The sequence below is a fragment of the Pseudoalteromonas sp. bablab_jr011 genome, assembly GCF_016464045.1.
Classification (GTDB): domain Bacteria; phylum Pseudomonadota; class Gammaproteobacteria; order Enterobacterales; family Alteromonadaceae; genus Pseudoalteromonas; species Pseudoalteromonas lipolytica.
In genome coordinates, this window is the sequence record NZ_JACDWU010000219.1 from 1 (window position 1) to 21,935 (window position 21,935).

The window sequence follows — 21,935 nt, forward strand, 5'->3', positions numbered from 1 at the left end:
AATATTACCGCGGTTAACGAGGGCTTGATTATAGTGAGACCAGTTTGTGATTTTGCTCATTGTTGTTGCACGGGCTAGTAGGATATAGATGATCTGATCACAGGCTGGCAAGATAGTTCAAACTTTTAGGAAACAACGCCGCACAAACATTAAAAAGTTACATGACCCCAACCTCAATTGAGGGTGTTTCAGATGACGACTTGTCAAAAATTATTCGAGCTTTTTCGAAATTAGGCGATTTGAAAGAACTCGGTGAGTATCAATTTATTAATGTCAGCACTAAAGCTGTAACAGGCGATGGATCAGGTACTTTTGTTACTTATAAAATCCCAGCTTCTTTTGAAAATGGTGAAGCACAAATAACAGTGACTTTAAAAGAAGAGGGTGAATCGTTTTCCATTTATCATTTCAATATAAATTCAATGGCAATGATTGAATGATAATTAAAGGTAAACTTTAACCGCTGCGAGTAATTAAAACTTGCGGCTGGTTTGTGCAGAGGGAAAGTGAATTGTTTGCTTGTCCCTTTATGTGTAATATTTAGGTACTAATGTATTGAGTGATCATTTTCAAAGGAGTGTTTATGTCTAAATTTAAAAAAGTTCTTATAGCCTTGGTAATATTGGTAGGGCTTGGGGCCATCGCTAAACAATATAATGAGCAAAATCACATGGAAATGGCCATAGAGCAATGTGGCGACAAAGACAGTATCGCACGGGTGGACTCTAAGGGTTTCGAGTGTAAAAAAACATAGCAAGGAAATCACTTTTCACAGTTGGTTTTCATCCTGAGCTGCATGTTTAGCCAACTGTGAAAAAAACGATAATAAGGGAGTTGTCAATGTCCGCTTATCGTCTTTAAGCATGCAACTCAACTCAACTCAACTCAACTCAACTCAACTCAACTCAATTTCATTTGGTTCATTCCGTTATATTTTTATTAAAACTCCCGCTCTTACGTTTACAAAGTCTTGTTGTATTTAAGGGCTACTTACTTGATCACATCATGCTTGCTTTGCTAGTAATACTGACGTAACGTATTGCTGGTACGATGAGTTTATAATAATAAAAAAGGTCAACCGTGACATTAAAACAACAGTCTGTATTTATAAAATTAGCTGAAAATCAAACCCTCCATATGCGCCGTATTTGTAAAACTGATGCAACCGGGCCTGCGGTGTTTTTTATGCATGGTGCAGTCGAGAATGGCAAAATTTTTTACACTCACAGCAATAAAGGTTTGGCACCGTTTTTAGCTGAACAGGGTTATGTGTGCTACGTGGCTGATTTACGGGGCCGTGGTGAAAGTAAACCTGCAATATCAAAATATGCGAGCTACGGGCAAACCGAAGCCATATTAGAAGACATCCCCGCTTTTTTAGCAAAAATAGAACAACTTGAAGGTGCACCCGCACGTTATTGGGTTGCCCATTCATGGGGTGGGGTATTAATGAATAGCGTATTTGCGCGCTTTCCTAATCTAATTAATGATGTAAGGGCTTGTGCGTATTTTGGATCAAAGCGCACGCTTTATAATCATCACCCAAGCAAATATATCCAAGGTAATTTAATTTGGTATGGTTTAGCACCTTTAATGGCGAGAAAACACGGGTTTGTGCCTGCTAAAAAATTGAAATGGGGAAGTGACGATGAAACGCGTAAGTCCCATTATCAAAGTATGCAATGGGCTAAGCGCAAGCCCTGGGTAGACTCAGATGACGGCTTTGACTATGCAAAAGCGCTGCAAGATATAGCTCTGCCCCCTATTTTTCATGTGGCGGGTATAAAAGATAAGGCGCTTTGCCAACCGATTGACATTGAAAAGTTCATGGCTGAGTCAGGTGTAGGTGTGCAAACAATGACGATTTACGGTCGAAAATATGGTCACAAGGTGAATTATGACCATATTAATATGCTTACTCACCCTGAGGCGCGCCACGATCAGTTTGCTGATCTTCTTGAGTGGTTTTCGGCTCATTCACAAGGCGATTCATAGCCGTTTCGTAACGCTTATATTTATCTTTAGCTTTGTCAGTTAGTGGTTGTCTGACTGCTGCTTTACTCAGTGTTGCGACTGGCTTATTCGACTTGTAAAACTCTAAAAAGCGATTGCTGTACTTAACGCCTAAAAATTCACACAGAGCACTCAACGTTTGTTCAGGTTCTGTGACGAGTTGCTCATATTGTAAGTCAAAAAGTGCATCGGGCATTACGCTATGCCAGTGCGACATAAGTTGCTGATATAAATCGTAATACTGCTTAAATTCAGTCAATGAGCAAAAGTAGGGCTCATTTTCTGCAAAGTAATTACTAAATACTGACCACGCAACAGCCTGATAATCACGTTGTATATTTATAAATTTTGCGTTTGGAAATAATAGATAGATTAATCCAAGTGATTGATAATTTGCTGGCAGCTTATTGATCATATACGGGCGTACATGGGGAGATTGCTTTAATCTTTCTATATAGATATTGCGCGCCGTACTGATCAGCTTTTGATCCAGTTTAGATAGGCACTCGGGGTAAGGTAATTGAGTTTGCTGCTCAATATACGCAACAACCTGATTGCTGATACTGGCATCTTCTCCTAGGCTTGCAAAACTTTCGTGACTAACTAGCATTTGTTCAAGCAAAGTAGAGCCACTTCGTGGCATGCCGATAATAAAAACAGGGGTGATCGTGCCCGTAAAACGTTTATCGCGTGAATCAATTAACGTTGCATCACTTTGGCTGATGATTTGCTGATAAAAAGGGGCGAGTTCATTGGTTTTAAACGTAGTCAGTTGTGACTGCAGTTTATTAGCGAGGGTAAAGTAATTAAATGCTTGCTCGGTATCATCTAATAAATCATAGCTTTTACCTAATGCGTAGTAGCAGACCATTTTTAAACGTAAGTTATTGGTGAGTGTTAAAAAGTGATGCAGTTCATTGAGGTAGTTTTGCTCGTGATTAAAGCGAGAAAATTGCACAAGCTCAAAAAGTATATAGGCCTTAACTGGGTAATCACCCATGGCGAGCGCTTGTTGTAAAATACCATAGGCTTTGTCTAGTTCACCATAGGTTAAATAGTGTTGAGCTAAAAAGTAGTGAGGCTCTGGGTTATGACTTGCGATTGACTTTGCATATTCAAGTACAGTGAGCGCATCTTGAGGTGAATGCACGCCATTAAACGCATCGGCAAGTGCATGCAACGGTTCAAGCAGATAGGGCAGCCTTTCACACGCGCGCTGCAATAGATATACAGCAGCATCATAGCGCTCTAATCGAAGTGCGATTCTGCCTAAACCAAACAATGCTTCACCATTTTCAGGGTTCGCATCTAACAAGGCTTTAAAATGAAACTCAGCTTCTTTTAGTTTGTTTTCAGCAAGTAATTGATTGGCTTTTTCTAGCAGCATAATACTCTGAAGCGCAAATTAGAGATATTATTATAATGTATATGATGAATAGCTGTTAATGTATATAAGCCAATGAAGATAAATCATCATTGGCTTAACTTACAAATGTATATTGTTAAATATTAAAATTTATAACTCGCTTTGACGTAGTAAAATCCGCCATTATAGTCAAATGGGCCACTTTCGTAGTATTTACCACCTACAATAGCTCGCGAGCCATATGAGCCATCACTAGATACTTCTTGTAACTTTTCAGCCTCAGTATCGAAGATATTATTCGCGCCTATAGACAGTGTAATTGCGTCAGTTGCATAGTAACTCAATTCAGCATCGAAGGTTACTGCAGAACTCCCTGTTTTAGACCAACCATAAGTGTCACCAATATCTGGCTCATCAGCATGTGTTGCAAAGTACTCGCCAAAGTAGTTTGTTCGAACAAACATACTGAATGTTTCCCAATCTTGTGCAAATGTAAATGTTGCACGATGTTCTGGTATGCCTTGTTCAAGACGTTTAACTTTGAAGTCAGAAGTGTATAAGCCAGCATTGTCAACTTCAGTACTGTTGTAATTGTAGGCTAAAGAAAGTTTAGTATCGCCACCGAACAGTTCCATTGTGTAGTTTGCTACAACATCAGCACCTTGTGTATGTGTGTCGAAGTCATTTGCAAAGAAAGTTATTGAACCTCCAAGTAACAACTCTGGGTTAGGATACTGACCTTGTAAAGCATTTACATCATTTTGGTCGATAAATAACTTATCTGTTTGTGCTATACGATCTTCTACTTTAATGTCGTATAAATCGACAGTAAGGAAAAAGTCGCCACTTTGATAAACGCCACCAATAGCAAAACTTTTAGACTCTTCTGGAGTGAGTTCTACACCACCTTTTTGAGCTGATACTGGGTGCGTAGGTGGGTATGTTGCTGATTGGATTAATTCACCATTAACAAGAGAAGTCTGGGTATTTACGACATTAGCTTGGCCTACCGTTGGAGCACGGAAACCTGTTGAATGAGATGCGCGAAGTGAAAACTCGTCTGTTATTGAGTATTGGGCTGTTACTTTATAATTTAATGTATCTCCGAATGTTGAGAAGTCTTCATATCGAAGTGCAGCACCAACTAAAAAATCTTCAGTTAAGTATGTTTCAACATCTAAATATGCGGCGATGCTTTGGCGTTTGCTTATACCTTGAGATTCTGGCGAAAATCCAGCGAAACCATGAGAGCCAACACTAAAGCCTTGTTCTGCTAAAGGCCCTTGTTGCCAAGAAACCTGTTCACCTGAAATAATTTCAAAGCTTTCTTGTCTCCATTCTGCACCAAAAGCGACGTTCAGCATCTCGTCTAAACCAACATCATATGCTTTTGAAATGTCTAGGTTGAATGCTTTTTCAAGCTGAATATAAGAGCCAGCTTCAAAACTATTATCAGCAGGTTGGTTAGCTCCTAATGATGGGTTTACTGTGTTAACCAGTATGTAGGTTGATTTGTTACGGCCAACCGAACCACTGAAATCATAATAAGCGCCATCTAAAAAACCATCTTTAAACTCGCCTTTAGTACCCATAGTTAAAGAGGTATCATTTATCTCGCCAGTGAAAAGCGGAGTATAGCCCCCAGGGAATAATTCGTTGAAAGCCCAGCAGTTGTCATTATTAGCTACATTATCTATGTAATCTTGTTGAGTTAAAACATTACCTGAAGTGATTGGAATATTTGGACAGGCATCACTATTACCATCCATAGCACCTACTAAAAGGTTTCCGTCAGCATCGGTGTAAACGCCGCCTCTATTTTGAGGATTACGATAATAATAGCCCCCTGTTGCAGTTCTATCTGAATAGTTACCGAACATGTAGAAACTCTTTCCATCGCCAAGGTCTAAGCCAACATTAGCAAACAGAGTTAGATCATCATCAATCTCTGGGTTACCCCAAGTTTGTGCAGGATCATTAACTGACGTGTTACCTGCAGTGATTAAAGCTGCTGCATCTGGGCGCTGTAAAGTACGGCTTGTTGCATCTGCAGTTTTATATTGAAAAGATAAATTAGCAAAACCTTCGTCAGTGAATGGTAGACCAACATTACCATCAATTACTGTCTGATCGCCATCACCTTCGTAATACTCTCCTTGGCGCACAGAGAAAGAGCCACCTTCAGAGGCATCTTTTAATACAAAATTCATTACACCTGCTATTGCATCAGAACCGTACTGTGCTGCTGCACCATCTCTGAGCACTTCGACTTGCTTCATTGCAACAGAAGGGATTACTGAAATATCAGGGCCTTGTGCACCATCATTTACGCCGCCGCCTTGAAAAGCAATTACCGACGCGCGATGACGACGTTTACCATTAAGTAGAATAAGAGTTGAGTCTGAAGATAAACCCCTTAAGTTAACTGGACGAATAAACGATGCAGCGTCTGAAATAGGCTGCTGTCGAACGTTAAATGATGGAACAGATGCTTGAAGCATATCTAACATATCAGTAGAACCATTTTTGCTCAGTTCATCCCCACTAACTATATCAATAGGAACAGGTGAGTCACCGATAGAACGCGGCGCTGAACGAGTACCAACTACTGCGATTTTTTCAACATTTTTGTTAACTTTAGTCTCTTCGGTTGACTCATCTGCAGCAACCACAGAACCCGACACAAACAGACCCGCTGTTGTCGTGGCTAAAGCAAACTTAACAGCTTGTTGTAGCATATTATTTTTTAATTTCATTCTGACTTCCCCAGTTAGAATAGTTATGATTATGCCACCAAATAGGTATTCTAATTTGGTGTAACTAACTTATACCTACTGTTAATTTAATTTGCAAATTATTAACAATATGTTTTATTTTGGGTAATTTGGTCGTGTTTTTTGCAATTATTTAGGATATGTTACTGAAAACGAAGGTGATAAATTATTCGTTGTTTTATTAATAGCAGCCAGAACTTATTATGAGGGCTTTAAAAAATTAAAATTAATGATTGTTTGTTCGTTTTTTGCACTAAAACTGAGTTGGAACGGTTTAATTATTTTGCTTTGATTCGTTTTTTAATTGCCACTGTCGTAATTTCTCACGGTATTCATCCCAAACACATGGGCAACAACTACCGCCTCCACAACATTCGTCAGGCGCAGGTTTTTGTGGCTTAGGTTCATTTACGTGGCGATCTTGGCACATTTAAAAAATAAAACGAGTTAAGAAAAGTGTGCGAAGGGTAAAGCAAAATCTACTATAAGTAAATTATGCTTTGTGAAGTGAGATGCTTATGTGAAAATAACCGAATGCGATTATATAAAGTTATTCATCGGGCCCCATTTCGAGTGGCTAAAATTACCAAAAAGCGTCAGCAATTACGCTTTAAGCGCGCTATGGTGGCACTTAAAATCGCACTTGCCCAAGAAAAGCAAGAAACCAAAGAAATGCTGCAAATCTATAGACGTTATACACAAGGCCACGCAACTAAAGAAGAGTTGCATACGGCTAATGAACAATTTTTAGATATTCTAAAAGGGATTGGGCTGGGTGTGTTTGCTGTATTACCTTTTGCACCCATTACGATTCCGCTAGTTGTAAAACTAGGGCAGTGGGTTGGTGTTGATGTTCTTCCGAGTTCATTTAATATCAATAAGTCACTTAAAGAGATAGATCAGCAAGTTGCAAAAGAAGAAGCCGAAGAAAAAGATCACAAGTAAGCTGCGTTTATCAATCTGATTTCGCCTATACCCTTTAGCTCAAGTTATTGGTATGCTTAATTACCTTTTCTTTATATTGAGTCGTTTAATGAGTTCATTAATTCGTCATTCTTCTACGGGTATTCCGCTCTCTTTCATTGAAAAAACGCATTTAGCATCGTGGTTATCTGAACAGCCGCAAGCTTTGCAAAACTGGTTAAGTAATTGCGACTTTAAAAACAAGGGGCTTGCGCTCGTAGCTGACAGTGAATCAGGTGATTTGGTTCATGTGTATTGCCTTGTAAACGATATTAACGATTTTTGGCTTGCAGGTGACTTGTCGACTAAATTGCCGGCTGGTTGTTACCAAATTCAGGGTGACAGTGCCTTTGCCGAACAGGTTGCACTTGGCTTTATGCTAGGTGGTTATGAGTTTAGTGAATATAAAGAAAAACCATCGCCACGAGCACAACTTGCTATTAGTGATGAAAGCCTTGCCAAGCGCTTGACTGAATTCGCAAGCGCAATAAATTTAGTACGCGATCTCGTAAATACACCTGCAGCCGATATGATGCCACAACATTTATCACAAGTGATGGCTGATCTGGCTGATAATTTTGATGGTGAGTTTAGTGAATGGGTTGGCGATGAGTTGCTTGAGCAAAATTATCCCACAATTCACATGGTTGGCCGTGCAAGTGAAAACAAACCACGTTTGTTAGACTTACGCTGGGGCGCAAAAGATGCCCCTCAAATTACCCTTGTGGGCAAAGGGGTGTGCTTTGATTCGGGCGGTTTAGACTTAAAACCAAGTTCTGGCATGCGCAACATGAAAAAAGACATGGGGGGCGCAGCTCATGTCATTGGCTTAGCGCAGCTAATTATGGCAGCAAACTTGCCGATACGTTTACGTGTCTTGGTTCCTGCTGTAGAAAATGCTGTATCGCGTAATGCATTCAGACCGGGTGATGTTATTAAAACCCGAAAAGGTATCACTGTTGAAATTGATAACACGGATGCCGAGGGCCGTTTAGTGTTATGTGATGCGTTAGCAGAAGCACAAAACGACAATCCCGATCTTATTATTGACTTTGCAACGCTCACAGGAGCGTGTCGTATTGCACTTGGTACTGAACTGCCAGGCTTTTTTGCGAACGATAACGAGGTGGCCAGTAAGTTGATGAGCGCCGGAGAAAAGTGCTTTGATCCCGTTTGGCAGTTGCCTTTATTCAGTCAATACAAAGCGTTATTAAAGAGTGATGTGGCTGATATTGCGAACTGTGCATCAACCCCATTTGGTGGAGCTATCACTGCTGCACTTTACTTAAAAGAGTTTATCGAACCGACTACGCCTTGGGTTCACTTTGACGTTATGGCGTGGAACTTACGCCCATTGCCTGGTCGTCCAGTGGGAGGGGAAGCACTCGGTATTCGTGCTGTATTTAACTACCTACAAGACCGTTTTCAATAAGTGTTATATTTGATACAACTCTAACGGTAAATCATCGGGATCAGCAAAAAACGTAAATTGCTTCCCGGTGATTTCATCGACACGAATATCTTCCACATCTACACCTTGTTGTTCTAAGTACTGTTTAGCTTCCGTTATATTGGCCACTTTAAAAGCTAAATGGCGCAGTCCTTGTGCTTCAGGATAACTTGGTCTTGTGGGCGCATTTACAAATGAAAACAACTCTATTTGACTGCCGTCTGGCAGTGCAAGGTCTAGCTTGTAAGAATCACGTTCTTTTCGGTACTGCTCATGGATAATTGGCAATTTTAAAATTTCAGTGTAAAAGTGTTTTGAATGCTCATAATCACTACAAATAATCGCTACATGGTGAACACCTAATAATCCGATTGTTTTCATATATCAACAGTATCCTTGAAACAAAAAAGCGCGGACAATTGCCGCGCTTAATTCATAATATATAGCTTGTTATTCAGCCGCTTTACATGCTGCAACAGCCGGCGCAACAAGTTCTAAGCCTGTTTTATCGCAGGGTGGAAGGCTTGCGTCTGAAATTGAGATAGGCGTTACGCGCTCGCCCCATTTAATGTAGCTTGCAGCCCACGTTAAACCGGCACCAAATGCCGCAGACATAATATTCGAGTTTGGTTTTATAAGGCCTTGCTCAACAGCTTCGCAAATCGCAATTGCAATCGTTGCAGCTGATGTATTACCGTAATCAGCAATGTTGACCATTACTTTTTCGTCAGCCACCTTTAAGCGCTGCTGAATAGCTTGAATAATGCGTAAGTTTGCTTGGTGCGGAACAAGTACATCGATGTCATCAAGTTTTAACTGCGCTTGATTAAGCACATCATCACACGCTTCGCTCATTCCTTTAACGGCACGTTTGAAGATTTCACGGCCTTCAAATAATAAGTTAGACGGGCCAATTGGCGCGTACTTATTAAGATCGCTACCAAAATTTTCGATATGCAAAATATCACGATCTTCGCTATCACAGCCTGTTTTAGTTGCCAATAAACCAGATGGAGTATCAGACGCTTCTAATACAACAGCGCCCGCACCATCACCAAATAATACTGCACTGTCACGACGTTCCCAATTGATGTACCAGGTCATGCGCTCTGCTGCGATAACCACCGCTTTTTTGATCATACCAGCACGAATTTGTGCAGTAGCTGCTTGTAGTGCGTATAAAAAGCCTGAACATGCCGCGTTTGTATCCATTGCTGCTGCACCCACCGCACCAATATTCTTTTGTACAAGTGAGGCTGTATTAGCCACCATTGTTGAGGGGGTACATGTTGCGAGTAAAACAAGATCAATGTCTTTCCCATCAACACCTGCGCATGCAAGTGCGTGTTTTGCAGCGACAGTTGCTAAATCAGCAGTGCTAACGTGGCTTACACGACGAGATTTAATACCCGTACGCGTTGTGATCCATTCATCGTTAGTATCAACGATATTGCTGATTTCGTCGTTGCTAATGCTTGCTGGTGGTATACATTTACCCCAGCCAGTGATTTGGGCATAAGACATAATGTGTTCTCTTTATGTGGTCAGACTTGTTAAAATTTTGCCGAAGTTATATCAAAATTCACTTGTTAAGACTAGCGTAACACACTGCTATGTCGCAAATAATGGCTTTTACTCGGTATTTAAGTTAAACCTAGTATAAAAATGAGGCGAATATGAAAAAAATAAATCTAAAAATAGGCACCTTATCGGTACTGGTTTCTTTGTGCACATTTTCAGTGAGTGCTGACACGTTGCTGATCCATGCAGGGAAAATGTTGGTTGGCGTTGAGCAAGCTGTAAAACAACAACAAACCATCGTGATCGAAAACGATAAAATTACAGCAATTGAAGCTGGTTATTTAACTAAAGAGCAATTAAATCTTACAGATGCAACGATTATTGATTTAAAAAATCAGATGGTGCTCCCCGGTTTAATCGATATGCATGTGCACTTAACATTTGAACGAGATACTAAGCGAAACCCCCATCAGTGGTTAACTGAGTATGAAGCGGATGATGCTCTGCGTTCACTCAAGTATTTAAAGCGCACAGTCGACGCAGGTTTTACCTCAGTGCGTGACTTAGGCAGCCGTTATCAAGTTATTTTTCCATTAAAGCGTGCAATTGAGCGGGGTGATATACCTGGGCCAAGAATTTTTGCGGCAGGTGATATGATTACCCCAACGGGAGGGCATGCCGATATGCACGGGTACCGCCGTGATGTTAGCCAAGCCATTGGCGGTGGTTTAGGCGTGTGTAATGGCGCTGATGATTGTACTCGAGCCGTAAGAGATGTAATAAAAAGTGGGGCCGATGTCATTAAAATCACTGCCACGGGTGGGGTGTTGAGTAATACAGCTGCTGGTGTTAATCAGCAGTTTACCGATGATGAACTTACTGCAATCGTTAATACGGCTCATCATTTAGGTCGCCCAGTTACTGCACATGCACATGGCACAGAAGGTATCAAAGCGGCTTTACGGGCGGGTGTAGACTCAATTGAACATGGCTCTTTTTTAGATATAGACACTGTAAAGCTATTTAAGAAACAAGATGCGTATTTAATCCCAACATTACTCGCAGGTGCTACAGTCAAACAAGAAGTATTAGAAAACCCCAACATGCCAAAAGCAATTGCTGATAAAGTTGAGTTTGTGGCTCCAAAAATGGAGGCATCGTTTAAATTAGCGTTAAAAAATAAGGTTAAAATAGCATTTGGAACAGATTCAGGCGTATCAAAGCATGGTGATAATGCAAAAGAGTTTGAACTACTTGTTAATTATGGCATGACACCAAAAGAAGCAATAAAATCAGCCACTGTCGAGGCCGCTAAATTATTAGGGCAAAGCGAGCACCTTGGTGACTTGAGTGTTGGTAAACAAGCAGATATTATCAGTGTTAATATGAATGTACTTGATAACATTAGTGAACTTAGAAATGTACGCTTTGTTATGAAAGGCGGAGACGTGCTCAAACAGTAAGGGTAACTACGATGAGCGGTAAAATTAAAGCGACGTTATTTAATCAGCTCATTGAGGCTGAAAGGCAATTGCTAGAACCTGAGATCCGTCAGTCTGCAGATGCACTCGATGCGTTGCTCGATGATGACTTTATTGAAATTTCAGCTAATGGCACGTCGTTTAATAAGTTTCAGGTTTTAACACGTTTACCGACTGAAGTCGTTCCTCAGTTTTATAATCAACACTTTAAAGGGCGGATGCTGAGTGATGAGATTGCCCAATTGAGTTATCAAGCTGCTTTTAGGCGTTCCGCCCGTGCTGAGTTTAATTATTCAATTCGCATGTCGCTATGGCGCTTTAATGGTCAACAATGGCAAATGGTGTTTCATCAAGGAACACCTTGCGCTCCCTTTACTATTTCTATGGATGACGATTAAGTCTCTTAACGCTTTTTATGCAAACTGATCCGGCGATTAGCCGCTTACTTACTTTAAGAAGTGCAGCTATTGCTGTGCAATTTTTTGCTGTTGTTTCGGTATACTTTTTATTTGATTATCAAGTTGCCATCTTCCCTTTACTGGCTGTGATTAGTGTAGAAGCACTGTTCCAATTGCTCAGTATTTTAGCGTATCGCAAAGTGAACCACGCGAAACCGATTGCCGTGTTGATGCAGTTGACTGCTGATATCTTATTTTTATCGATATTGCTGTCTTTGAGTGGGGGCGCCACGAACGCATTTGTGTCGCTGTTACTTTTACCAATTATGATTGCTGCCGTGTCGGTTAATGGTAAAGGATTAGCTTATATAGCTGGGCTTGCCATCGCGGCGTATAGCTATTTGCTGTTTAAAATGCCTGATCACAGTATGCATCAAATCGACATGACTCATCACTTTATTGGGATGTGGGTTAACTTCGTGATAAGTGTGATTGTAATTGCATTTATAATCGGTGCGCTAAATCGGACGATTAAAGCACGCGATGCCACTATAGCAAGAGGCCGAGAGCAGCAGCTCAGGCACGAGCAATTGTTAACATTAGATGGTGCAGCTGCACAAATTACCCATCAGTTAGCAAGTCCTATAGCAAACCTGCAATTTCTTTACGAAGAGCTTAAAGAGCAGCAAGCTGACGACCCCATTATACAAGAAATGGCCAAGCCATTGGAGCAGTGCAATGAGCAACTAGCGCATTTTAGAGCGCTATCATCTGCGCTTAGAACAGGTAAAACGCAAACAATAATACCGGTCGATGTGCTGCAAAAAGAAATAGCAGATGCTGCATTATTACATCATCCAGAACACACGCTTGAATGGTTAAATGAACCACCTAAATGCACTATTCTGAGTGATGCAATGTTATTACCCGCTATTTTGAATTTGCTACAAAATGCAGTATTAGCAAACAATCAGCAGCACTCTCACATAGAAGCTCGTTGGCAGTTTAACGCGGATTCGGTTTCTTTATCTTTACGTGATTTTGGTCAAGGTTTAAGTGAGCAACAAATGGCAGCATTAGGGGGTCAACTTATGCCGAGTCAACATGGTATGGGGATGGCAGTAATGCTTTCTAATGTGACTTTGGAACGCTTAGAAGGCTCACTTACAGTGAGTAATCATAAAGAGCAGGGGGCTGTAGCTACAATCACCCTGAAAGTGGTATGAATTTATTAATAATCGAAGACGACATTAATCTAGCCAACACGCTAGCCAGACGCTTTACAAAACATGGCTTTTGTTGTCAGCTTGCCCACAGTTGTCAGCAAGCAATTGACATTTGTAGTGCTTTTTCACCCAGTCATTTTTTAGTCGATTTAAAGTTAAAAGATGAAAATGGCTTAACGTTAATAAAGCCAATGCGCCAGCAATTTCCGCGTTCACGCATTATCCTTCTAACAGGCTTTGCAAGTATTGCCAGTGCAGTTGAAGCGATTCGTCTCGGTGCAGATGATTATTTACCCAAACCCGTCGATTTTGTTTCGTTACTGAGAACATTACTTGAGGGCAGTGAGGCAGAGCAACCTACCCATACTCTGCCACAAACACAAATAATGTCGCCAGAACGACTCGAATGGGAACATATTCAACACGTATTGCATCGTAATCATGGCAATATATCTGAAACAGCAAGGCAGTTGAACATGCACAGGCGAACCTTACAACGTAAACTTCAAAAGAAACCCGTTCAGCAATAAAGATGATATTTAAGTATTGTTAAATTAAGTTACACAACACAAAAAAGGTATTTAGTATTAGAGCCAAATACCACTCGTCACATTTGATTTGCTGCATTGGGATTCCTTAACTAAAGTCAAATTAACCCTATTGGTTGTATGAGTCTGGTGTATGGATTTTTCTCAACTGAATTTTTTTGCCGTATTTCTTGCTGCGCTTGCTTCTTTTCTTCTTGGGGCTGTTTGGTATTCTCCGTGGTTTTTTAAACGCATTTGGATGGAGAGCTGCGGTTTAACAGAGCTTGATCTTCAGCAAATCAATCATGTCATGGTGTTTGGTGGCAGTTTTGTGCTGTGCCTATTAATTGCTTTAAGTTTATCTTTATTTATTGGTAGCAATGTTAATGTAGGCGTTGCCGTAGGCACAGGGTTTATAATCGGTTTATGTTGGGTAAGTTGCGCACTTGGCATTGGTTATATTTTTGAGCAACGACCCCTTAAATTGTTTTTAGTGAACGCTGGCTATTCTATTTTACAGTTCTCTTTAACGGGTTTGGTTTTGGGGCTTTGGCCATAGACATGGTAGCATGCGTTTTTTAATCGCGTTTAGTGTGGAGTTTATGGCTAAACCCAATAAAAAAGGCCCGACGAAAACCGTTGATATATTTTGTAGTCAGTGCAAGTGCCAATTATTTAAATACCGCAAAGGCGGCAAAGGTGCATTAGTTAAGTGCTTTGTTGAACGTATAAGCCAAAATTTTACAGCACAGACAGGTGTTTGCCCGCAGTGCCATCGTCATTTTGCCCGCGAAACAATGATAAGAGGCACACCCGCATTAAAAATTATTGGCGGTAAAGTGACGCATAAGTAGCTTATACATAGAATGCGGACATTTATCCTCGTTTAAGTTATCTGCTTTGATACCATTGTTCGGTTTGCTGTTTCAATGAATGAAAACAACCCTCCCCATGGATTGGGCCAGTTGTTTGGGTATAAACAAATGAACAATATGGATTCACGTACGTGATAGCACTTTTATTTGATATTATTGGTATGACGGGTACTTTCTTGGTAGTAGGTGCCTTTTTCATGTTACAACTAAATAAAGCATCCCCGACAGGGCTTGTGTATAACATGATGAACTTAACTGGCGCGGTGCTGCTGTTAATTAGTTTGTGTTATAACTTTAACTTGGCCAGCTTTGTCATTGAAATATTTTGGATTGCGGCATCATTGATTGGCTTATACAAATATTTAAAAACTAAGCGCAGTGAGCGTGTTAAGCAGTTTAGCTAAATGAGACGTTAAACTAATGATACAGGAGCCCATAACTATAAAGTACATGGGCTTTTTTATTACACCAAGTACAGAGCGTCAAAGACTGTATAAAATTAAGTGAATTGGTATAAAAAGATTGCAAGCTTACCCATCTTTTGTATTAATAGTGTAAACAGAGTGTTGCAGTGCAACATTTAATCATTATTACGGGTGTCTCGCAGCATGAAGTTTTTACTATGTTCAACACTTTTTTTAATCGCAAATTCCCCAGCAGCGCTATTCGGCGCAGAAGCTTCTGAATATGAAGATTTATTTTCACTAAGTTTTGAAGATTTACTCGATGTACATGTTGATATTGCGAGTAAAACAGCGGAAACCCTGTCATCAGTTCCTTCAACAATGAGCGTGTTTAGCCGTCAGCAAATTCAAGCGCTCGGTGTTGATAATGCGTATGAAGTGATGAATTTTGTTGCGGGTATGCAATCAACCCGCGGTGATTGGGTAGGGGCTGTGCCTAAAGATCATGCCCGAGGAGTATACCTAGATAGTGGTAATGTGTTGGTGATGATCAACGGTGAGCGCGTCAATGAATCATCATTTGGTAAGGCTTCGGTCTACATGCCTTACATACCTATTGAGGTAATAGAAAAAATAGAGTTTATTCGTGGGCCGGGCTCTGCTTTATACGGTAGTAACGCCTTTTTAGGTGTGATGAATATTGTCACGACAAAAGAGCGTAATGCATTACAGGCTGTAGCAGGCAACAATGGTCGTTACGGAGCAACAGCACAGTTTTATAAGCATTTTAGTGACACGGTGTCGGCGTATGCGACGTTATCATACGAAAGTAAATCGGGTGAACGCTACCCACAAGACGTAAAAGACCCTCTAAAAGCGGTGTATATTGAGGCAGGGTTAGATTATAAAAAACTTTCACTTCATACACGTTACAATGAAACGCAACTTGATGAGTTTTTAAATCTTGCCGGTTATTCGAAACAAAACCAACACACCAGTGATAATACGTTTATAGGCATTAAATATAATTGGCTTAATACCGATAAATTCAAGCTAGATAGTCATTACTCTTACAGTAAACATGCAATATCAACGGCTGGGTTGATTGCTGAATTTGACGATATGCCAGACTTTTTATTAGGGCCCGATTGGCAAACCTCTGACAGTAAATTTTCAACAGAATTAAGTTATCAGCTTGATAATCAATGGCAATTAGCTGCAGGCGTTGAATACGCTGAGGCAAAGCAGCAAAAAGCCGATGTACGTACTAACTATTATGATAGTGACTCACAACAAGTTATCCTCGCGCCTGCTTATTATCAAAATGGGATTGTACGTATTAAAGATTTTCCTTTATTTGCGTCATTAAAGTATACCTTTGAAACGGTGAGTGCTTACGGGCAATTAAAGATTCCATTTTCTGATTCGTTCACGTTCTTTATAGGGGCACGCTATGATGATGTTAAAGATATCGACAGTAAATTATCACCTCGATTAGCAAGCATTTACGAAATTAATCAGTCACATACATTAAAGCTTCAATATGGCGAATCGTTCAGAACACCGGTGACGAATGAACTTTTTTCAAATGACTCTGTGACGAAAGGTAATCCATCATTACAATCTGAATCAGTTAAAACCACTGAACTTGTTTGGCACTATCAAAACGCGACACTTCAAACAAATGCGGTACTTTTCTATAATGAACTTAATGACTTTATTGAGACTGTGCCCTTTCAAGGCAGTGACACACTGTTCACTTTTGAAAACTCACTCAACACTGATAACCGTGGTTTAGAGCTGGATGCTACATGGCAATATAATAAAAAATTTGCGCTTACGGGAACCTATACACACTATTTCCATGAGCCGATAAATGCCAGTTTTAAACGCTTTGCCAGCTTAGTTACCCGTTATAACTTAAACGATAGTTGGCAACTAAGCCTAAACATTTTATGGCGTGACCAAGTGAATGCGGCTTTATTAAACGGTGATGAGTTTAACCAATCGGCTTACAGTTTATTAGGAGGCACGGTTAAATGGCAATTGAATACGCATAGTCATTTAATGTTTAAAGCTGAAAACGTATTGGGTAAAAACTATAACGTGTTTGATCCACGTGTTGAGAATGGCTCTGTCGCTGGTACAACAGAAGAATTATCGCTACACTACCAAATCAATTTCTAGCAGTGTCGTGTTTAAGGTCTGAATGTCATCATTAAGTAAAAAGTTAGTTGCGGCAGGTGCTATTTTAATATTGCTGCTTGTATTGGTTTTTTACATTGGTCGACAACACGATTACACAAAAGCCAGTCAATTAAGCCGTGTGCAAGCGGTGCAATTAAGTCACTATTTTTCAAGTGAACTTGAACGGTTTCAAACGATCCCAGCCTTAGTGAGTGCTAATGATTTAGTAAAGACGTTTGTAACTAACCAAGGTGTTGGTGAACAAGCCGTCAATTATTATCTTGAAGATATCCAGCGTGCAAGTGGTGCATCAGATGTTTATTTAATGGACTTATCTGGCTCTGTTGTGGCCAGTAGTAATTGGCAAGTCGATTACACCTTTCTTGGCAGTAACTTTGCGTTTAGGCCGTATTTTTATTTAGCGAAAAAAGGTGAAAAAGTTGCTTACTTTGCACTAGGAATGCGCTCAAGTGAGCGGGGTATATACTTCTCTGAACCGGTTATTGCAGACGGTAAAGTAATTGCCGTCGTGACATTAAAAGTGAATGCAAAAAAGTTTGAGCAAGACAGGCAATTGCTAAATGCGTCAGACAGTACGCACTTTCATATTTCTCTTGAAGACAGTGTTATCGTGATGTCTGATGTGCAAAGCTGGCGTTTAAATTCGTTAAAAGCGCTTAGCGAAAAGCAAATGGAAACGCTTGTAAGTTCAAGGCGATACCTATCACATACGCCAAGTTTATTAGCTTATACTTCTAAGCCTTTAAGTGATAATACGGCTGAGCAAACCATCGAAATAAATAATAAGCGAGTGCGATTTATTAGCGCGTTCGAAACCATCGAGATTATTAATGCGAAGGCCAGCGTGCTGGTAGATATAAGCGGTTTAGAAGTTGCACAAATACCACGTTTACTGTGGTTTAGTGTGTTTTATATGATAGTTGTCGTGCTGATACACATGAGTATGGTTCGTTTCGCGGGTTATAAAAAACTCTTATTTTCAAGACACAGTCTTGAGCAAGAAGTGATAGAGCGTACGCATGCACTCGAAAAAGCGCAAAAGGCACTTGTCCAAGCTGCTAAGCTGGCTACGATAGGCCAGTTAAGTGCGGGTATTAATCATGAAATAAACCAGCCATTAAGTGCCATGAACACTTATTTAGTCAGTGCAAAGCGATTGCTTATGAAAGGCAATATTGAACAAGCATCAGAAAACCTTGTATTGGTGCAATCGCTCATTGAGCGTGTACATAAGATCGTTGCTCAACTTAAGCATTTTAGTAAGCCTGCACAAACGCAACTGCGTGAACAGAGCTTATCGCGGATGCTTAAAAATGCATTAATGATCGCCAGTGCTCAATTAAAGCAAGATGATATTGATGTTAAAACAGCCGACATCTCAGAACATATCACGGTATGGGTCGACAGTGTAAAGTTTGAACAAGTATTAGTGAATGTAATCACCAATGCCAGCCAAGCGATGGCTGAATGTGAAAAACGCGAATTGAGTTTTGAGCTTGAATTATTTGACGACAGAGTGAAGTTTTCGATATTAGACACAGGCCCAGGCATTGACCAACATGCATTAGGCAGTATTTTTGAGCCATTTTACAGTACCAAAACCAGCAATGGTTTGGGGTTAGGGCTGTCTATCTCCCGACAAATTATCGACTCATTCAATGGTCGATTAAGTGCCCATAACCGCCCTGAAGGGGGCGCACAGTTTATTATTACACTACAAAGCAATAAGGAAACCTCATGAGTTTAGTTGCCAATGCCTGCCAACAGGTGATCGTTATTGATGATGAAGCGGTGATCCGTGATTCATTAAAGCAACTGCTCGAGATTGAAGGCTATCAGGTGCAATGCTTTAGCGAACCAACGGCGGCGTTATCTAAACTAAGTCGTCGTTTTGAGGGGGTTGTATTAAGCGATATTAATATGCCTAAGATGGATGGTTTAACCTTTTTAGAACAAGTTAAGGCATTTGATAGTGAACTACCGGTTATTTTTCTAACGGGCTTTGCAGACGTGTCTGTCGCAGTAAAAGCCATGCAATTAGGGGCTTATGACTTATTTGAAAAGCCGCTAACTGAGCAGCTATTAGATTGCATTGCGCGAGCATGCGATAAACGCGCGTTGGTGATGGAAAACCGTGCATTGAAAATTGCTGTCGAAAAAACATCAGCACCAGGTGTGCGAATTTTGGGTGAAACCGAACAAATGCAGCAGATGATGCATTTACTCAATGCCGTGATTGATACGCCAGCAGATGTATTAATTGAAGGCGAAACAGGCACCGGAAAAGAGCTAGTTGCTCGCTACCTCCACGACCAAAGTAATCGTTCATCAGCAAATTTTGTTGCCATAAATTGTGGCGCAATTCCTGAGCAGTTAATTGAGAGTGAGTTATTTGGTGCAGCCAGTGGCGCGTACACGGGGGCAACACAATCACGACAAGGTAAGTTTGAATTTGCTAAAGGGGGAACGGTATTTTTAGATGAAATAGAATCGACCCCAGCAAGTTTGCAGGTTAAGTTATTACGCGTGCTTGAAGAGCGAAAAGTTACTCCCGTTGGTGACAATCATGCTGTTGATCTTGATGTGCGTATTGTTGCAGCAACCAAGGTTGATTTACTTTCTTTAGTCGAAGCGGGTGAGTTTAGAGCCGATCTTTATTATCGACTGAACCTCGTTAAAGTGAGTATCCCTGCGTTACGTGATCGTAAAGCTGATATACCGTTGCTGTTTAAACATTTTAGCTCCATTGCGGCGACTCGATTCCATAAACCACCTGCAACACTGAATAGCGAAGCTAAACAACGTCTGTTAGCCTACGATTGGCCTGGCAACGTGCGTGAACTTAGAAACCAAGCAGAACGCGCTGTTTTGTTGGGCTCTGACTTAGCATTTGCCACTAATAATGATAGTAACAACGAAATTCAACTCGCCCAAGATCTCAGTCTCGCTGAAAAAATGAGTTTTTATGAGCAGTCACTGATTGAAGAAGCACTTGAGCGAAACAATGGCAGTATTAAAAATACCATGCAAACCCTGCAAATCGCCCGTAAAACACTCTATGACAAAATGAGTAAGTACGGTATTAATCGTGAAATGTTCAAGGATTAAGCAATCACAAAGTGGGTGTGGGTGGATTAAGTGACATCGCATCTTAAAAAATGTGTGGAAATCCGCACATAAAAACAATGCCAATAAATTGATTTAATCATAACTATATGTATTTTAAGTTTTTTAAATTTATTGTGTGAGTTGGCAATTAATTTGCCTCTAGTGTTAGGAACAACAATTTGAACCTAATATAAAGGGGCGCATAATGACAACAATAGTAACTTATACAAAAACTCGCGTTGCAGCGGGTATAATTTTAGCGTGTTTTGCAAGCTCATCTATGGCTGCTGACTACGCTGTATATGGAAAAGCCGAAGTTCAAATAGCCAACACTGATACTGGTGTGATGCGCTATGCTGATGAAGGTACGCAAATTGATGCACCTTTTTCTCGTATAGGCATCAAGGGCAGTCATAAACTCACTGAATCATTAAAAGCTGTGTTCAAATACGAAGTACAAGTAAAAGGCTTTGAACACGATGATACTAATGAGCCATTCTCAGCACGTAATACATATTTAGGCTTAGCGGGCGATTTTGGTGAAGTCGTCGTTGGTCGTAATGACACGCGCTTTAAATATTCAGAAGGCAAACTTGACGGTTTTAACGAAACACAAGCTGATATTGCGCAGTTGATCCCAGGGCAAGACCGGATTGGCGACACCATTACCTATAGCTCTAAAACATATGCGGGTGCTTCATTAGCGTTAACATACGCGCCAAAAGACGATAGCAGTAATGATGAGTCAGGGTTTGCTGCAACCGTTATTTATGGTGACCGTGCATTAAAATCAGCTAATTATTATGTTGCAATCAGTCATGTTGATGCTCTTAATAAATTAACGGCAAGTCGCGTTGTCGCGGCGTGGAAACACGAAAATCTTCAGTTAGCCGGTTTAATCCAACGTAGTGAATCAACAGACGGGACTAAAGAAGGCAATGGTTATGCTGTAAGTGCAAGCTATGCAATTGATAAATGGGTCCCTAAATTACAATACGTAAAAGACGACTCTAAAATTCGCCATGCTGAAGAAGGTAAACAATGGACAGCAGGTGTTGACTATGTATTTGATAAACAAACAACTGCATACTTATTCTATACTGATTTAGACCTTGATATTGAATCAGATAACAGCATTGCACTTGGCCTTAAGTACAAGTTTTAAGGAGTCGGTATGTCATTAGTTAATCAAACAAAAGACGGCACAGAGCAACGTCCGTTGATGACCACTGTGATGCTTTTATTGGGTCCATTAGTGATGCTATTAACATGCTTAATAGACCCACCAGCAGGGATGAGTGAACCCGCACTTAGAACAGCAGGCCTTGCATTTTGGATGGCATCTTGGTGGGTGAGTGAGGTTGTGCCAATTCCAGCTACTTCATTATTACCACTGGTTATATCACCTCTTGCTGGTATAGCAGCAATCAAAGGGGTTGCAGCACCGTATGCTCACCCTTTGATCTTTTTATTCTTGGGCGGTTTTTTAATTTCTATCGCGATGGAGCGTTGGGGGCTACATAAACGTATAGCACTTAATACAATGCTTCGTGCGGGAACGAAACCTAGCCTACAAATTTTAGCGATGATGTTGGTGACGGCATTTTTATCAATGTGGATG

At 40.5% G+C, this 21,935-nt stretch carries 22 protein-coding genes; 17 read left to right on the plus strand and 5 right to left on the minus strand.

The window, feature by feature from the left end:
• Positions 1-161: 161 nt before the first annotated feature.
• The 3 genes from JIG41_RS12940 to JIG41_RS12950 all read left to right on the plus strand — a co-directional run bounded on the left by JIG41_RS12940 (position 162) and on the right by JIG41_RS12950 (position 1,995).
• Positions 162-440, plus strand: coding sequence for a hypothetical protein (locus tag JIG41_RS12940; RefSeq protein WP_199524882.1), 279 nt, complete (start codon positions 162-164; stop codon positions 438-440).
• A 143-nt stretch (positions 441-583) separates the two neighbouring features.
• Positions 584-754, plus strand: a complete 171-nt coding sequence (locus JIG41_RS12945) for a hypothetical protein (RefSeq protein WP_155950861.1) — start codon at positions 584-586, stop codon at positions 752-754.
• A 326-nt stretch (positions 755-1,080) separates the two neighbouring features.
• Positions 1,081-1,995, plus strand: a complete 915-nt coding sequence (locus JIG41_RS12950) for an alpha/beta fold hydrolase (protein ID WP_036972821.1) — start codon at positions 1,081-1,083, stop codon at positions 1,993-1,995.
• Here JIG41_RS12950 and JIG41_RS12955 read toward each other — a convergent pair.
• The 3 genes from JIG41_RS12955 to JIG41_RS12965 form a co-directional block, all read right to left on the minus strand.
• A complete protein-coding gene (locus JIG41_RS12955) occupies positions 1,916-3,400 on the minus strand; it encodes a sulfotransferase (RefSeq protein ID WP_199524883.1) in 1,485 nt (494 codons plus the stop codon). The two genes, JIG41_RS12950 and JIG41_RS12955, sit on opposite strands and share 80 nt — an antisense overlap.
• Positions 3,401-3,522: 122 nt before the next feature.
• Positions 3,523-6,135 carry a TonB-dependent siderophore receptor gene (locus JIG41_RS12960; protein ID WP_199524884.1) on the minus strand — a complete coding sequence of 871 codons (2,613 nt, stop codon included), beginning with the start codon at positions 6,133-6,135 and terminating at the stop codon, positions 3,523-3,525.
• Positions 6,136-6,427: 292 nt separating this feature from the next.
• Complete coding sequence (locus JIG41_RS12965) at positions 6,428-6,583, minus strand: oxidoreductase-like domain-containing protein (protein ID WP_075593321.1); 156 nt, start codon at positions 6,581-6,583, stop codon at positions 6,428-6,430.
• A 104-nt stretch (positions 6,584-6,687) separates the two neighbouring features.
• On the opposite strand from JIG41_RS12965, the gene JIG41_RS12970 reads away from it, so the two are divergent.
• Positions 6,688-7,098 (plus strand): hypothetical protein, encoded by a 411-nt coding sequence (locus JIG41_RS12970; protein ID WP_036972817.1) that lies wholly within the window; start codon positions 6,688-6,690, stop codon positions 7,096-7,098.
• 88 nt (positions 7,099-7,186) lie between these two features.
• Positions 7,187-8,548: a M17 family metallopeptidase gene (locus JIG41_RS12975; RefSeq protein ID WP_199524885.1), complete on the plus strand. Its 1,362-nt coding sequence runs from the start codon at positions 7,187-7,189 to the stop codon at positions 8,546-8,548.
• Positions 8,549-8,551: 3 nt separating this feature from the next.
• Here the strand turns inward: JIG41_RS12975 and JIG41_RS12980 are convergent, their stop codons facing one another.
• Positions 8,552-8,938, minus strand: coding sequence for a VOC family protein (locus JIG41_RS12980; RefSeq protein ID WP_036972994.1), 387 nt, complete (start codon positions 8,936-8,938; stop codon positions 8,552-8,554).
• Positions 8,939-9,016: 78 nt separating this feature from the next.
• Positions 9,017-10,090, minus strand: coding sequence for a ketoacyl-ACP synthase III (locus JIG41_RS12985; protein ID WP_065979118.1), 1,074 nt, complete (start codon positions 10,088-10,090; stop codon positions 9,017-9,019).
• A gap of 152 nt (positions 10,091-10,242) precedes the next feature.
• Between JIG41_RS12985 and JIG41_RS12990 the strand changes: the two genes are divergently transcribed.
• From JIG41_RS12990 to JIG41_RS13045, 12 genes are all read left to right on the plus strand, one after another.
• On the plus strand, positions 10,243-11,550 hold the full coding sequence (locus JIG41_RS12990) for an amidohydrolase family protein (protein ID WP_199524886.1): 1,308 nt from the start codon (positions 10,243-10,245) through the stop codon (positions 11,548-11,550).
• Positions 11,551-11,561: 11 nt separating this feature from the next.
• Positions 11,562-11,966, plus strand: a complete 405-nt coding sequence (locus JIG41_RS12995) for a DUF4440 domain-containing protein (RefSeq protein ID WP_036972813.1) — start codon at positions 11,562-11,564, stop codon at positions 11,964-11,966.
• 17 nt (positions 11,967-11,983) lie between these two features.
• Positions 11,984-13,192: an ATP-binding protein gene (locus JIG41_RS13000; protein ID WP_065979119.1), complete on the plus strand. Its 1,209-nt coding sequence runs from the start codon at positions 11,984-11,986 to the stop codon at positions 13,190-13,192.
• Positions 13,189-13,722 carry a response regulator transcription factor gene (locus tag JIG41_RS13005; protein ID WP_065979120.1) on the plus strand — a complete coding sequence of 178 codons (534 nt, stop codon included), beginning with the start codon at positions 13,189-13,191 and terminating at the stop codon, positions 13,720-13,722. The genes JIG41_RS13000 and JIG41_RS13005 overlap by 4 nt, the downstream gene beginning before the upstream one ends.
• 151 nt (positions 13,723-13,873) lie before the next feature.
• Positions 13,874-14,278, plus strand: coding sequence for a DUF1761 domain-containing protein (locus JIG41_RS13010; protein ID WP_036972810.1), 405 nt, complete (start codon positions 13,874-13,876; stop codon positions 14,276-14,278).
• Between the two features lie 43 nt (positions 14,279-14,321).
• Positions 14,322-14,573, plus strand: a complete 252-nt coding sequence (locus tag JIG41_RS13015; RefSeq protein ID WP_036972993.1) for a hypothetical protein — start codon at positions 14,322-14,324, stop codon at positions 14,571-14,573.
• 152 nt (positions 14,574-14,725) lie between these two features.
• The gene (locus JIG41_RS13020) at positions 14,726-14,998 is read left to right on the plus strand and encodes a CBU_0592 family membrane protein (protein WP_036972808.1); all 273 of its coding nucleotides are present in this window, start codon (positions 14,726-14,728) and stop codon (positions 14,996-14,998) included.
• Between the two features lie 204 nt (positions 14,999-15,202).
• A complete protein-coding gene (locus JIG41_RS13025) occupies positions 15,203-17,185 on the plus strand; it encodes a TonB-dependent siderophore receptor (protein WP_036972807.1) in 1,983 nt (660 codons plus the stop codon).
• A 22-nt stretch (positions 17,186-17,207) separates the two neighbouring features.
• A complete protein-coding gene (locus tag JIG41_RS13030) occupies positions 17,208-18,947 on the plus strand; it encodes an ATP-binding protein (RefSeq protein WP_199524887.1) in 1,740 nt (579 codons plus the stop codon).
• Entirely contained in the window at positions 18,944-20,314 is a 1,371-nt protein-coding gene (locus JIG41_RS13035; protein ID WP_036972805.1) for a sigma-54 dependent transcriptional regulator, read from the plus strand. The genes JIG41_RS13030 and JIG41_RS13035 overlap by 4 nt, the downstream gene beginning before the upstream one ends.
• Before the next feature lie 205 nt (positions 20,315-20,519).
• The gene (locus JIG41_RS13040; RefSeq protein ID WP_180311861.1) at positions 20,520-21,479 is read left to right on the plus strand and encodes a porin; all 960 of its coding nucleotides are present in this window, start codon (positions 20,520-20,522) and stop codon (positions 21,477-21,479) included.
• A 57-nt stretch (positions 21,480-21,536) separates the two neighbouring features.
• Positions 21,537-21,935, plus strand: a 399-nt coding sequence (locus JIG41_RS13045; protein ID WP_199524888.1) for an SLC13 family permease, incomplete at its 3' end; no start/stop codon positions are given.

Bases quoted from the DNA above. Each gene is read 5' to 3' on its own strand.
- JIG41_RS13010 (WP_036972810.1), top strand. From the start codon at position 13,874: ATGGATTTTTCTCAACTGAATTTTTTTGCCGTATTTCTTGCTGCGCTT.
- JIG41_RS13040 (WP_180311861.1), top strand. From the start codon at position 20,520: ATGACAACAATAGTAACTTATACAAAAACTCGCGTTGCAGCGGGTATA.
- JIG41_RS12960 (WP_199524884.1), bottom strand. From the start codon at position 6,135: ATGAAATTAAAAAATAATATGCTACAACAAGCTGTTAAGTTTGCTTTA.
- JIG41_RS13005 (WP_065979120.1), top strand. From the start codon at position 13,189: ATGAATTTATTAATAATCGAAGACGACATTAATCTAGCCAACACGCTA.
- JIG41_RS12975 (WP_199524885.1), top strand. From the start codon at position 7,187: ATGAGTTCATTAATTCGTCATTCTTCTACGGGTATTCCGCTCTCTTTC.
- JIG41_RS12965 (WP_075593321.1), bottom strand. From the start codon at position 6,583: ATGTGCCAAGATCGCCACGTAAATGAACCTAAGCCACAAAAACCTGCG.
- JIG41_RS13030 (WP_199524887.1), top strand. From the start codon at position 17,208: ATGTCATCATTAAGTAAAAAGTTAGTTGCGGCAGGTGCTATTTTAATA.
- JIG41_RS12945 (WP_155950861.1), top strand. From the start codon at position 584: ATGTCTAAATTTAAAAAAGTTCTTATAGCCTTGGTAATATTGGTAGGG.
- JIG41_RS13015 (WP_036972993.1), top strand. From the start codon at position 14,322: ATGGCTAAACCCAATAAAAAAGGCCCGACGAAAACCGTTGATATATTT.
- JIG41_RS12970 (WP_036972817.1), top strand. From the start codon at position 6,688: ATGCGATTATATAAAGTTATTCATCGGGCCCCATTTCGAGTGGCTAAA.
- JIG41_RS12940 (WP_199524882.1), top strand. From the start codon at position 162: ATGACCCCAACCTCAATTGAGGGTGTTTCAGATGACGACTTGTCAAAA.
- JIG41_RS13025 (WP_036972807.1), top strand. From the start codon at position 15,203: ATGAAGTTTTTACTATGTTCAACACTTTTTTTAATCGCAAATTCCCCA.
- JIG41_RS12990 (WP_199524886.1), top strand. From the start codon at position 10,243: ATGAAAAAAATAAATCTAAAAATAGGCACCTTATCGGTACTGGTTTCT.
- JIG41_RS12955 (WP_199524883.1), bottom strand. From the start codon at position 3,400: ATGCTGCTAGAAAAAGCCAATCAATTACTTGCTGAAAACAAACTAAAA.
- JIG41_RS12985 (WP_065979118.1), bottom strand. From the start codon at position 10,090: ATGTCTTATGCCCAAATCACTGGCTGGGGTAAATGTATACCACCAGCA.
- JIG41_RS12995 (WP_036972813.1), top strand. From the start codon at position 11,562: ATGAGCGGTAAAATTAAAGCGACGTTATTTAATCAGCTCATTGAGGCT.
- JIG41_RS13035 (WP_036972805.1), top strand. From the start codon at position 18,944: ATGAGTTTAGTTGCCAATGCCTGCCAACAGGTGATCGTTATTGATGAT.
- JIG41_RS13000 (WP_065979119.1), top strand. From the start codon at position 11,984: ATGCAAACTGATCCGGCGATTAGCCGCTTACTTACTTTAAGAAGTGCA.